Annotated in this window: 10 protein-coding genes and 3 tRNA genes; 1 reads left to right on the top strand and 12 read right to left on the bottom strand. The window is 67.4% G+C overall.

Going from position 1 to position 11,946, the window contains the following annotated elements; translation table 11 throughout:
• Nucleotides 1-8 precede the first annotated feature (8 nt).
• The 9 genes from ACHAAJ_RS00405 to ACHAAJ_RS00365 all read right to left on the bottom strand — a co-directional run bounded on the left by ACHAAJ_RS00405 (nt 9) and on the right by ACHAAJ_RS00365 (nt 6,842).
• Entirely contained in the window at nt 9-1,208 is a 1,200-nt protein-coding gene (locus tag ACHAAJ_RS00405; RefSeq protein WP_435725831.1) for a glycosyltransferase, read from the bottom strand.
• Between the two features lie 72 nt (nt 1,209-1,280).
• Nucleotides 1,281-1,354: transfer RNA gene (locus tag ACHAAJ_RS00400), tRNA-Ile, on the bottom strand.
• Nucleotides 1,355-1,424: 70 nt separating this feature from the next.
• Nucleotides 1,425-2,639 (bottom strand): glycosyltransferase, encoded by a 1,215-nt coding sequence (locus ACHAAJ_RS00395; RefSeq protein WP_435725830.1) that lies wholly within the window; start codon nt 2,637-2,639, stop codon nt 1,425-1,427.
• Nucleotides 2,640-2,703: 64 nt separating this feature from the next.
• Nucleotides 2,704-3,618 carry a DMT family transporter gene (locus ACHAAJ_RS00390; RefSeq protein WP_435725829.1) on the bottom strand — a complete coding sequence of 305 codons (915 nt, stop codon included), beginning with the start codon at nt 3,616-3,618 and terminating at the stop codon, nt 2,704-2,706.
• A complete protein-coding gene (locus ACHAAJ_RS00385; RefSeq protein ID WP_435725828.1) occupies nt 3,606-4,226 on the bottom strand; it encodes a CDP-alcohol phosphatidyltransferase family protein in 621 nt (206 codons plus the stop codon). Before ACHAAJ_RS00385 ends, ACHAAJ_RS00390 begins: the two co-directional genes overlap by 13 nt.
• A 60-nt stretch (nt 4,227-4,286) precedes the next feature.
• Complete coding sequence (locus tag ACHAAJ_RS00380; protein ID WP_435725827.1) at nt 4,287-5,021, bottom strand: phage holin family protein; 735 nt, start codon at nt 5,019-5,021, stop codon at nt 4,287-4,289.
• Between the two features lie 227 nt (nt 5,022-5,248).
• Nucleotides 5,249-5,321 (bottom strand) — tRNA-Asn (locus ACHAAJ_RS00375).
• A 69-nt stretch (nt 5,322-5,390) separates the two neighbouring features.
• Nucleotides 5,391-6,629, bottom strand: coding sequence for an MFS transporter (locus tag ACHAAJ_RS00370; RefSeq protein ID WP_435725826.1), 1,239 nt, complete (start codon nt 6,627-6,629; stop codon nt 5,391-5,393).
• Nucleotides 6,630-6,842, bottom strand: coding sequence for a universal stress protein (locus ACHAAJ_RS00365; RefSeq protein ID WP_435725825.1), 213 nt, complete (start codon nt 6,840-6,842; stop codon nt 6,630-6,632).
• 268 nt (nt 6,843-7,110) lie between these two features.
• Between ACHAAJ_RS00365 and ACHAAJ_RS00360 the strand changes: the two genes are divergently transcribed.
• Complete coding sequence (locus ACHAAJ_RS00360) at nt 7,111-8,178, top strand: alanine racemase (protein ID WP_435725824.1); 1,068 nt, start codon at nt 7,111-7,113, stop codon at nt 8,176-8,178.
• Between the two features lie 12 nt (nt 8,179-8,190).
• On the opposite strand, the gene ACHAAJ_RS00355 is transcribed toward ACHAAJ_RS00360, so the two are convergent.
• The 3 genes from ACHAAJ_RS00355 to dnaG form a co-directional block, all read right to left on the bottom strand.
• Entirely contained in the window at nt 8,191-9,654 is a 1,464-nt protein-coding gene (locus ACHAAJ_RS00355; protein WP_435726218.1) for a lipase maturation factor family protein, read from the bottom strand.
• A gap of 81 nt (nt 9,655-9,735) precedes the next feature.
• Nucleotides 9,736-9,811, bottom strand: a tRNA-Asn gene (locus ACHAAJ_RS00350).
• Nucleotides 9,812-9,875: 64 nt separating this feature from the next.
• Nucleotides 9,876-11,921, bottom strand: coding sequence for a DNA primase (gene dnaG / locus ACHAAJ_RS00345; RefSeq protein WP_435725823.1), 2,046 nt, complete (start codon nt 11,919-11,921; stop codon nt 9,876-9,878).
• Nucleotides 11,922-11,946: the final 25 nt, after the last annotated feature.

Raw genomic sequence — 11,946 nt, 5'->3', positions numbered from 1 at the left:
GGATCCGGTTAGGCGTTCCGCCGCGCGCCGATGGCTCGCTCGTAGACATGCGCCATCGACCGCGTGTGGCGGCTTTGCAACAGCGTCGACGGGTCGAGGGCGTCCGCCGGCCGCGCGCCGTCGGACGGCAAATCGCCCACGGCCGCCCGTATCGCGGCGGCCAATCCGTCGACGGTGTCGTCGGGCGTCAGCCAGTAGGTGGACCCGGCCAGGTCCTCGGCGATCCTGTGGTCGCTGAGGACGGCCGGCGTTCCCAGCGCCGCTGCCTCGAAAACGGTCATGCCCTGGGTTTCGAAACCCTGGGATGTCTGCACCAGGAGGTCCGAGGCGCGCAGGTGGGCGAGCATCTCCCGGTACGGGACGGTGCCGTGGAAGACCACCTTAGCGGGAGAGATGCCTCTGGCGGCCGCTTCGGCCCGACGCCGCTCCGAGCCGTCGCCGAAGATATGGATCTCGGCGTCGATCCCTGATCTGCGCACCGCTTCAAGAAAGGGAAGGAGCCGCTTTTCCGGACTGAAGCGCCCGATCCAAACGAGCCGGTTGCGTCCGGTGCGCGGCGGCTTCGGCGTGGCGAGCAGTTCGGCGGCCACGGAGTCGTCGAGTCCGTTCGGGACCACATCCACTGCGCCGAAGACCCCGCGCTCCTGAAGCAGCCGGGCGAAGTGGCTGGAGGGGGCAGTCACCGCCTGGGCGTTGACGGTGAAGGCGCGCAGGTACTGCCATGCGTCGCGCGCCGCGGGGCCCGGTGTCCGCAGGAAAAGCTTCTGGAGCGCGCCGAACAACCGCTGGACCAGGGATGGCAAGGGCACTGTGGCCTCGAGCCCGACGTCGAGGCGGTTATGCATCGTGTGGACCACGGGGAGGCCGTGTCGCCGCGCGAAGCGGTAGCCGGTCACGGCCTGCCAAAAGTCCGCCTGCACGTGGACCACATCGACCGGCGGCCTTCCGCGCAGCTGGCGTTCCAGGCTGCGGTCCGATATCCGGCCGGGAAGTGTCAGCGCGTACTCCCCCACCCCCAGCGGCAGCGATGGAAGCGGAATCAGCGAAGCGTCCGGCGCCTCGTCCGAGCGCCGGCGCGGCGAAACAATGGTGACGCGGTGGCCTTCGGCCTCAAGGAACTTCCTCTGCAGACGAACGGACGTCTGCATGCCACCGAGCGTCCGGGGATGCTGGTCGACGAACATCGCAATATGCAGCAGCCGCGGCATGCGGCACCTCCTCGCGCAAGACCCTAGAAGCTTCGGTCGCTGCCGGTCGCGCCGTCCGATCGGCAGCCGTTGTAGGGCGAGTGGGGCTTGAACCCACGACCCAGGGATTATGAGTCCCTTGCTCTAACCAACTGAGCTATCGCCCCTCGTTGCCGGCGGAGGGTATTCGCCCCCGACGGCATCTGCCATCCTAGTGGATTTCGCCACTGGCCAGTGTCAGGTGGCGGACAGGAATTCGTCGGCCGTCGCCCCGCGGTACAGGCTCTCGAACGTGTCCATCGTCTTGTCGTGGCTGTGCGCCACTGCCTTCCGGTGACCTTCCTCGCCCATGGCCGCCCGCTGCGAGGGGTCGGCGGCCAGCACGGCGTCGAGGCGGTTGGCGAGCTCCACCGCATCCCCGGGCGTGAACAGGAAGCCGTTCACCCCGTCGTCGACCAGATGGGGAAGCGCCATCGCGTTGGCCAGCAGCACGGGCCGGGACGCCGACAAAGCCTCCAGAGTCACCAGGGACTGAAGTTCGGCCGTGCCGGGCTGGCAGAACACGTCGCAGCGCAAGTAGGCACGCCGGAGCTCGGCATCGTCCACGTGCCCATGGAAGTGGACGCGGTCCGCCACGCCCCGCTCCGCCGCGTGGCGCTCCAGGTGCGCGCGCTGTTCGCCGCCGCCGACGACCTCGAGGTGGGGAGCGGGGACGGTGGCGCTCCGGGCGATTGCGTCGATCAGCACATCGACGTTCTTCTCCACCGCGAGTCTCCCGACGAACAGGACAACCGGCCACTCGCGTTTCTCCACCGATTCGTCCGGCGCCAGTTCGTACAGGCTGGAGTCGATTCCGTTGGACAGGGGCAGGACCTTGCCGAGGCGGGCCTGCTGCTTCATCGCCCGAGCCGCCAACGGCGTCGGGGTGGTGACGACGTCCGCCCTGCCCATGATGTGTCCCATGTCCCGCCACGAGTTCTTGGCGACGACGCGCTTGAACCACTTCGGAAACGGCAGGAAGGGATCGAGGTTCTCCGGCATGAAGTGGTTGGTGGCGATCGTCCGGATGCCCCGTTTTTTCGCTTCGTTGATGGCCGCGTGGCCGACCATGTAATGGCATTGGACGTGCACGACATCTGGACGCACCTCATCCAGGATGCGCCCAACGGCCCGGCTGGCGCTCCAGGGCGTGCAGAGCCGGTAGGACTCGTGCGTGGGAACGGCGTGCGACCTCAGTCGGTGGACCGTCGCCTCCGGAAGCACTTCCGTGGTCTCGGGTCCGGACTCGCTGTTGGCGGCCACGACGTGCACCTCGTGGCCGCGCTTGGCCATGGCCGTCGCGAGCCGGTGGCAGAACACGGACGCCCCGTTGACGTCGGGAGGATAGGTGTCCGCGGCGATCAGGATCTTGAGTGGCTGTTCACCGGTCACGTGGTGGGAACTCCTTGTCATGGGGCATCGTGGTGTCGCCGGCCGTGGAACGACCCCTTAATCGGCCGTATGCACCCACCGGTGGCTACGGGTAGAGGAGGCCCGCCGCCTTCTTGCGGCGCGCTTCCTCTTGCCGTTGCAGGACATCGGGGTGGTGCCGCGACAGGGCGACGACCCCCACGATAGCAATGGTTGCGGCACCGGCCATGGACATCGCCGTCACCGGATGCACGTCGGGTTGGAGTTCCCCGAGGATGCCGATGCCGATCGCGATCCCGACGATCGGATCCACGACGGTCAGCCCGGCGATGACCAGGTCCGGCGGTCCGCTGGAATAGGCGTTCTGCACGAAGTACGTGCCGAGGAGCCCGGCGACGACGACGGCCACCACCAGGTACCAGGAGACGTTTCCCAGAAACAGCCCGTTGGGATCCAGGAGCGAGATCGCCAACGTCCGCACCAGCACCGCCACGAACCCGAAGAGTACCCCCGCGCCCATGATGTAGAAGAAGGCGTTCAACCGGTGGCGGAAGGCCGCGGCGACGCCTCCAAAGGCCACGACGACGACCGCGAGCAGCATGATTGTGGTGGCTTGTTGGCCGGTGCTCACTCCGTGGTTCTCGCGGGTGACATTGATGGCCAGTAGGACGAACCCGATGCTCCCCGCCATGCATGCGGTAATGGCCAGGACCGTCGGGCGGTTGATCCGTATGGATTGTTCGCGCGCGTTGACGACAGTGGTGATGACCAGGGCTATGGCACCGATCGGCTGGACCACGGTCAACGGGGCCGAAGCCAGCGCGTAGACGTTCAGGGACATGCCGATCACCAGCAGGACCAGCCCGAGGACCCATCGCGGGTTCCGCAGCAGCCGCAGCATGCCACGCGAGGTCACGCTGAGGCCTCCGCTGCTGGCGCGAACGGCGCTCCCCTGGCGCTGCGTTCCGAAGGCGAGGAAAAACGCGGCCACAACCGCGCAGGATACCGCTACCCAGACCATTTTTTCCCGGTGCGCAGGGCATTGGCCTTGCGGCGCGCGGCAATAAGGTACCCGATGGCGGCAATGACGTGGAGCAGGCATCCGACGGCGAGCACCGCCGTCGCCACCACGCCTAGTGCCGGGGCGGCGATCCCGTCCACGCGGTCCAGGAGGAGCAGCGGCGTTCCCACCAGCAGGAGGGCGGTTCGGATCTTGCCCAGGTTGCTGACGGGCAGGTTGGGGCTGCCGCCGAAAAGCAGCATGGCGTTGGCGATCAGGACGATGTCGGGGACCACGATTGCGTACACCAGCCACGCGGGCGCTATTCCCGCGATGACGAAAGTCGCGGCCACGGTGATCAGTGCCAGCCTGTCGGCCAAGGGGTCGAGCCACTTGCCGACCGTCGAAACCTGATTGAGGCGACGGGCCAGATAGCCGTCCACCCAATCGGTGGCGCCCAGGACCACCAGTATGACGGTCGCCCAGCCAAAATCCTGGACTGCAACAAGCCAAACGAAGACGGGAACCAGCAGGAACCTGCCGACGGTGATCAGGTTGGGAACGGTCCAGAAGGTGCGGAGCTCACGGTAAACGACGTCGTCGCGCTGCCCGGCGCCGATGAACCTCACCGGTCCCCCCTTCCCTCGGTCACGGCAGTTGGTTGGTTACGGCAGTGGCCCGACGGGCACCTAGCGCCTGACGAGCTGCCTCACGAAGGCAACGAGCGCCACGAGGGACGCCGCCATGACGGCCAGGGGCTGCCATTTCTCCCGGAGCAGCCGTGCCGTGTCGTCGCCGGCCGGAGCCTTCTGCGACAGGCTCGCCGCCGCCTGCCCCTTTTTGGCCTCGGCGAAGGCCGATGCGCGGTGCACACCGTCGCTCGCGCGGGCCTTCATGTCGAGCTTGGGACCTAGGCGGTCACGTACCCGCGTGAGATGCTCGCGACGTTGCTTGGAACGGTGGAGGAGTTCGGCATAGGGAACCGGTGGGTTCTTGTCCTTGTCTTCCTTATCCTTTTTCGGCTTCTCGTCCTTGGGCTTTTCCTCGTCCAGCGTGGACGGATCGAACGACGAACCCTCCTTGAGGATTCCGAGGTCGTGCTTAATGCCGCGCATGGCGTCCTCCGGAACAAGCGGAAGCGCCTTCTTGACGCGGCTGTAGCCGATGAGTCCGAGGATTGCGGCCAACACGAGCAGCAAAGCCGCGACCAGCAGGGCCGCCAACCAGGGATCCACAACCAGCCCGAGGCCCAAGATGCCCGCGACGAGCAGTGCAACGACAAGCAGTGCAACGAACACCAGTGCCACGGCCGCAATGGCGGCGGCGATGCCCACCTGGATGCCCTTCGCCTTCATTTGCTCGATGGCAAGTTGGATCTCGTCGTTCAGCTGTCTGGGAACGAGCCTGCCGGCGACCTTGGCCAATCCCGCCAGGGAAGACGGTCGTCGTTCAGGTGTGCTTCCTGCCATCGTGAGCCTCCATCCTGTTCGGCCCGGGCGGGCCAATGCATTTCAAAACTACCATCATGCCCGGTCAGGGAGGCCCATCCGATCGAGGTGCGGCCACAGTTGCATCGGCGCGCCGGGGGTGGCTACGGCGCAAGCCCGGAACGCGATAGGGCCCCGCCAAGCGGCGGGGCCCTATCCGTGTGCTCCCCCGACTGGACTCGAACCAGTAACCCTTCGATTAACAGTCGAATGCTCTGCCAATTGAGCTACGGGGGAATGAAGCGAGTAAAACTTTAGCAGGGCACGCACGGATCCCGAAATCCGGCGGCCGCACCCTTCTGCCCGCTACCCGCCGCGCCGTCGGTGGCCGGGTGACAGCTTCTCGACACCGGAGACCGCCAGCACCGCGCAGCTGAACCAGATGGCCCCAGCCGGACCCAAGGGGGCCGCCGCCACGCCTGCCAACAGCGGCATGGCCACCTGGCCCAACCGGTTGCCCATGAGCCGCACCGCAAGGGCCGAGCCTCGCCACGACGCGGGAACCGACTGCGAGACCAGGGTCATCGTCAAGGGCTGTCCCAGTCCCAAAAGGAAGCCGCCGACTGCGAGGCAGGCCGCCGCGATCCATACGTGTTCCATCACCAGCGGCGGAATGGCCAGCGCCACGGCCGAACCAAAGAGGCTGACCAGCACCAGTGACTCGCGCCGCCATTTCCGGGCGAGCGCCGGCAGGAAGACACGCGAGAGGATCGTGGCACCACCGCGCACCGCGAGCAGGACGCCGATCCAGAGCGGCGCCACCCCGGCCCGTTCGCCCACCACGGGCAGGAACGCGACCAGAATGTCTATCATGGCCAGAAGCGCCAACCCTGCCAACATGTGCGAGGGCATGCCGGGGACCCGGAGGATCCCGGCTACGCTGGGCGCCCCCTCACGCGGTTTTCCCTCGGCGCGCGCGTCCCGCGCCCGTCGCGCGGCGGCGCCGGGAAGGTGTGGTTTGGCGAGCATCAGGGGAAGCGCCAACAGGGACAGAACGACGCCAAGCCACATGGCGACGTCGATGCCGGCCACGCGCTGCGGATCCCCCAGCGGGGCGGTGCCCACGATGGCCCCGCCGACCAGCGGCCCAATCAACTGTCCGGCGGCGAAGGCCGCGGTGAACCAGCCAAACCCCGCGTCCAGCTCGCTCTCCCGCGAGTGCCGGGCCACGGCGCTTTGCCCGGCGATGGTGTACATGAGGTGCCCGACGCCCAGGATCGCACTGCCGATACCGAGCGCCCAAAGGGAGGACCCAACCGCGAGGATGCCGGCGCCGGCCGACAATAGCAGGGCTCCTCCGGCCAGCAGGATCCGCAAAGACGGCATTCGGTCGCTGACCTTGCCCAGCCACACCGCCAGGAACAGCGGAAGGACGGCGTAGACCGCCGTCACCGCGCCGACGACCGTGGCGTCCGCGCCCAATTCGAGCAGCTTGTAGCTGGTCATGGGCCTGACGAGGTTCAGCGTCGACTGCGTGAGAACCGCGGAACCGATCAGGAGCCATAGCCAACCGAGCCGGCGCCGCTTTCCCCCGGAGTCGGCCAATTAGGCGTTTCCGGCGGCTTTAACCGCTATCGCCGGGACGGACGCGCCGAGGAGGATCTCCTGCGCGTTGGGCCCGAGCAGGAGTTTCCCCACCGGACTGCGTCGCTTGATGTCCACCACGATGGCGGAGACGTCTTCTGTCCGGGCGACCTCCAACAAGTCGCCGGCGGCGGCGACGGCCGCCTGTCCCTCGGGGCTGGAAGTGCGAGCCATCAAGACCGACATCGTGTGTCCTTCCGTCGAGTGGGCGCCAGCCCACGTACTCCGTGCCCGGGCGTCCGTGCCCGGGCGCCGATCGTGCCCGCCACAGCGGTTCGCTACCAGACTAGTCCCCGGTCCGCGGACACGGGGAGTCCCGGAACCGACGCTAGGTTTCGCATGCGGCACTGGTTAGGTTGGTGTCCCTAGACGTTTTCGGATGGTGTGGGGGCGACGGATTAGACGAGGGAACGCGCCCCACGCCGCCAACAGAGAGGCCCCCATGACCCGCTCCACTCCCTACCTGGCCGTGGACACGCGTGTATTGCGGCAGAACATCGCCTCCATGGCCGAGTTCGCGGCCGGTGCCGGTGTCGCGTTGCGTCCGCACGCCAAAACCCACAAGAGCCTCGACGTCGCACGCCTCCAGCTGGAGGCCGGCGCCGTCGGCCTGAGCGTGGCCACCCTCGGCGAAGCCGAAGTGTTCGCCGGCGGAGGGTTCGACGACCTGTTCATCGCGTACCCCCTGTGGGTCGACGAAGCCAAGGGCCGGCGGCTCCGCACGCTGGTCCGGGAGGCACGCGTCGTGGTCGGCGTGGCCACGGAGTCGGGGGCACGCGCCTTGGGATCGGCTCTGGGAGGCGACGCCGGCCTGCTCGGTGTGCGCATCGAGGTGGACAGCGGCCACCACCGCAGCGGAACGGTTCCGGAGGAGGCCAGCCGCATCGCAGCCGCGGCAAGCGAAGCGGGCCTACGGATCGACGGCGTGTTCACGTTCCCGGGCCACGGCTACGGACCCGGCAGGGCTCTGCAAGCCGCGACCGACGAGGCCAGGGCGTTGGGGGCGGCGGCCGCCTCACTGGCCGTTGCCGGCATCGAATGTCCAGTGGTCAGCGGCGGGTCGACACCCACCGCGCGCCGCCACACGCCGGGAGCGGTCAACGAACTCCGCCCGGGCGTCTACGTCTACAACGACGCGCAGCAGATTGAATCCGGCACCTGCACCGAGGAATCTGTGGCACTGACGGTCGCCGCCACCGTCGTCGACGTACGCGGCCACCTGGTGGTCGTTGATGCCGGCAGCAAGGTCCTCGGAGCCGACCGGCCCGACTGGACCACAGGCTACGGACGTGTGGCCGGCCATCCGGCGGCCCGCGTCGTCGCCCTGTCCGAGCACCATGCCACCATCGACTGGCCCGCGACGGACACGGCGGTCCCGCCACCCGGCGCGGCGCTTTCCCTGATTCCGAACCACGTCTGCAACGCGGTGAACCTCGTCGACGATGTCCTCGCCGTCGACAACGGGTACGACGCCGTCTGGGCCATCCATGCGCGCGGCCGTAACTCATAGCGCAGGACGCGCCTAGCCGCCGCCCACGGCGGGGATCACCAGACGCGCGCGGTCCCGGACCCAGTGTGCCCCGGTTTCCCGGTGTTGCGCAGTGGAGGCGAAGCGGTAACGGTAGGCCCAAACGCGGACGAACCGCGGCGCCGCGCCGTCGAACGGGTCGCGGCACAGCAAGCGCAGCGTCGCCGGGTCGGCATCCAGGAGCTTACCGAGGAAGGCGTAAAACCAACGCTGGTGGACCGTACCCAGCGGGAGGAACCACATGAGCCAGTCCAGCCGCAGGTGGTAGGGGGCGAACTGCGCCGGGCGGCGGTCCACGTCGCCTGGCTTTCCCTTGAACTCGTATTCCAGCCATGTGGCCCCCGGGGAGGCTGCGTCGTCGAGTGTTCCCTCGACGACGATCTCGATACGCTCGCGGGTGACCGAGCCGAACGCCCCATAGGCGTTGCCGATTTGCCAACGGTTGAAGCTGGCGTTCATCAACTGGTTCCGGGAGAACAGGTTACGCAGCGCCGGCACGCTGGCGACCACAATAAGCACCGAGCCGGCCACGACGACGATGTTCCACCACACGGGCGCCTCGGACGGCGTGCCGAGATCGGCGGGGACAACGGGAACAACGGCGTGCACCGCCGGATCGCCCACCGCGCAGAACGCCAGGACGATGGTGATCCAGTTCAGCCAGGCGAAGTTTCCGGTGGCGACCAGCCAGAGCTGGGTGAAGATGATGGTCCCCGCAGCGATGGACGCGATCGGCTGCGGCAGGAACAGGAGGAACGGCACCGCCAGCTGGGCCGCGTGGTTGCCCGCCACCTCGGCACGGTGCCACCACTTCGGCATCAGGTGCGCTCGCCGGCTGAGGGGACCCGGCATGGGTTGGGTCTCGTGGTGGTAGTAGAGGGCCGTCAGGTTGCGCCAGGCGGGGTCCCCGCGCCATTTGATCATGCCTGCCCCGAACTCGAGGCGGAACACCAGCCATGCAATGAGGACGAGGATGGGCGCAGGCGGCGGGACCTGCTGCGAGCCGAGGAACCCGACCGTGAATCCGGCCTCGAGCAGGAGCATCTCCCAGCCGAAGCCGTAGAACACCTGGCCGACATTCACGATCGACATGTACAGGCCCCACAGGGCGAGGAATGCCGCGAGCGGAAGCCACGGCGGCCCGAGTTGCGGCAGCCCGGCCACCAGGGCCGAGGCGATCAGGATTCCGAGGGCGCACACCAGGACGAGCTTCCGGTCCGAATAGCCCCAGCGGCTGAATACCGTTGGACCTCGGGCACCTCCGCGATCCAGCAAGGCGGGTACCGGCATCAGCCCGTGCTCGCCCAGAAGGGCACGGAACTGGTTGAGGGTGGAGACGAACGCCACGACGTATAACGCGGCCACACCGCGTTGCAGGATTTCCCGCGCAACCTCGTAGTCGGTGCCCGCCAGCCACTCCACGTGCCCATCGTAGGGCGGGACGGCGTCCGCCGCCATGGGATTCACGCGAGGGCGGCGGTCGCCTCGGGCGGAAACGGCGAAGTCCCCACCCCCTTGCGGGAACGGGGACTTCGAGAGTGGCTCCCCCGACTGGACTCGAACCAGTAACCCTTCGATTAACAGTCGAATGCTCTGCCAATTGAGCTACGGGGGAAGGCAACGGATACGACTATACAAGAGCACGCGAGCGACGCCTAAATCCCACCAATCCGGCGGGTTTATTCCGCCCGCAGAGAGCGGCGGCGCAGCTCCAACTCCATCAGTTCGCGGTTGATCCGTTGGAACGCCGCGGGGTCCGCGGAAGGGTCCATCCGCTGGAGTTGTCCGATCTTCTCCGCCTTGAAGTGGGTGATCTGCAGTTCGAAAAGCCTGTTCATGATGTCCCTGCAGTAGCCCGCCAAGGCATCGTCGGAGTGGGCCGGCAACGGCATAACCGCCAGCTCGGAGACAAAGGACCGCACCGGATCGGGCACTTCCTGGCGGATCGTCTCGACCCAGTGCGCCGGGGTCGCCCCGGCCGCGCCGGCGGCCCGGATGGCATCATGGATGAGGACATGAACGGGGGCGGTGAACCGTGCGTCGTAGAACGCCTGCCATTGCTCGGGCGTGAGCATTCCTGGCTGCTGGAGCACCACCTCCAAGGACTCCCGCTCCATCCGCGCCACCGGGTCCCGGGGATCGGGACGGGCGAGGGATTCGCCCCGTTCCCCCCTATCCCCCGGGGCCGCGTCGTCACCGTGTCCCCCCTGATTTCGCTGCCGCGTGGCTTCGCTCTGCTGCCGGCTTCCGGCGCCGCGCTGTAGCGCTCCGGCGTCGTTCCGGCCGGCGTCGTTCCGGCCGTTGTCGCTCCTACCGTTGTCGCTCCTACCGCCGTCGCTCTTGGCATCGCCGTTCCTGGGGCCGCCACTCCCGCCCGGTTCGCCGGCACCGTCGCGGAGCCGTTTGGCGGCCGCGCCGACGGCGCGGTTGACGTCGTCCATGTCCATGCCCAGCCAGCCGGCCAACTCACGCGCGTAGGCAGGACGCATGGCCGAGTCGCGGATGGCGGCGATGATGGGCGCGGATGCCCGCAGGGCCTGGACGCGGCCCTCCACGGTGTTGAGGTCGAACCGCTTCAGCCCGACCTTGATGGCGAATTCGAACAGCGGACGCTTGGATGCGATCAGTTCGAGCACGGCCTCGGGACCGCGCCGCTGACGCAGCTCGCAGGGATCCGCGCCGCTGGGTTCAACTGACACATACGTCTGCGCGGTGAACCGCTGGTCCTCCTCGAACGCCCGCAGGGCGGCCTTCTGTCCTGCGGCGTCGCCGTCGAACGTGAAAACCACTTCTCCCCCGGTGCCATCGTCCTGGAGCAATCGACGTGCGATCTTGATGTGGTCCGTGCCGAAGGCCGTGCCGCAGGTGGCCACCGCGGTCCCGACGCCGGAGAGGTGGCACGCCATGACGTCCGTGTAACCCTCAACGACGACGATCTGGCGGTTTTTCGTGATTTCCCGTTTGGCCAGGTCCACTCCGTAGAGCACCTGTGATTTCTTATAGAGCTGCGTCTCGGGTGTGTTGAGGTACTTCGGACCCTGGTCGTCCTCGTAGAGCTTGCGCGCTCCGAAACCGATCGTCGCGCCGCTGAGATCCCGAATGGGCCAGATCAAACGACCACGGAAGCGATCGTAGATTCCACGGTTGCCCTCGGAGAACATCCCGGTGAGTTTGAGCTCCTCCTCTTGGAAGCCCTTGTGCCTCAGGTGCTTAAGCAGTGCGTCCCAGCCCTTTGGGGCGTAGCCCACGCCGAAGTGGGCGCACGCGGACTCGTCGAAGCCGCGCTCGGTGAGGAACTTACGACCGGTCTCGGCTTCGGGACTCGCGAGCTGTCCGTGGAAGTATTCCTCCGCGACCTTGTGGGCATCGAGCAGCCGCTGACGGCGTCCGACTTCCTGCCTGTTCGGGCCGTGCCCTCCGTCCTCGTAGCGAAGCTCGAAACCAATCCGTCCCGCCAGGCGTTCGACGGTTTCGCTGAAGGTGGTGTGGTCCATCTTCTGGATGAACGCAATGACGTCGCCGCTTTCGCCGCAACCGAAACAGTGGAAGGTTCCCACTTGCGGCCGGACATGGAAGCTCGGGCTGCGCTCGTCGTGGAAAGGGCATAGACCCTTGAAGGAACCTACGCCGGCGGAGCGCAGCGTGACATAGCCGTCGACGACTTCCTTGATGTCGGTGCGCGAGCGGACCTCATCGATGTCTTCGCGTTTGATCAGGCCGGCCATGGCGTCCAGTCTAGTTGGCGGACGG

The organism is Arthrobacter arnarulunnguaqae (assembly GCF_051262515.1).
Classification (GTDB): domain Bacteria; phylum Actinomycetota; class Actinomycetes; order Actinomycetales; family Micrococcaceae; genus Arthrobacter_N.
The sequence above is the reverse complement of the archived record's forward strand: the minus strand, read 5'-3'. Positions and strand labels throughout refer to the sequence as shown.

Excerpts from the sequence above, each read along its gene's own strand:
- ACHAAJ_RS00405 (WP_435725831.1), bottom strand. The coding sequence starts at position 1,208 with ATGCCGCGGCTGCTGCATATTGCGATGTTCGTCGACCAGCATCCCCGG.
- ACHAAJ_RS00395 (WP_435725830.1), bottom strand. The coding sequence starts at position 2,639 with ATGACAAGGAGTTCCCACCACGTGACCGGTGAACAGCCACTCAAGATC.
- ACHAAJ_RS00390 (WP_435725829.1), bottom strand. The coding sequence starts at position 3,618 with ATGGTCTGGGTAGCGGTATCCTGCGCGGTTGTGGCCGCGTTTTTCCTC.
- ACHAAJ_RS00365 (WP_435725825.1), bottom strand. The coding sequence starts at position 6,842 with ATGGCTCGCACTTCCAGCCCCGAGGGACAGGCGGCCGTCGCCGCCGCC.
- ACHAAJ_RS00360 (WP_435725824.1), top strand. The coding sequence starts at position 7,111 with ATGACCCGCTCCACTCCCTACCTGGCCGTGGACACGCGTGTATTGCGG.
- ACHAAJ_RS00355 (WP_435726218.1), bottom strand. The coding sequence starts at position 9,654 with ATGGCGGCGGACGCCGTCCCGCCCTACGATGGGCACGTGGAGTGGCTG.
- dnaG (WP_435725823.1), bottom strand. The coding sequence starts at position 11,921 with ATGGCCGGCCTGATCAAACGCGAAGACATCGATGAGGTCCGCTCGCGC.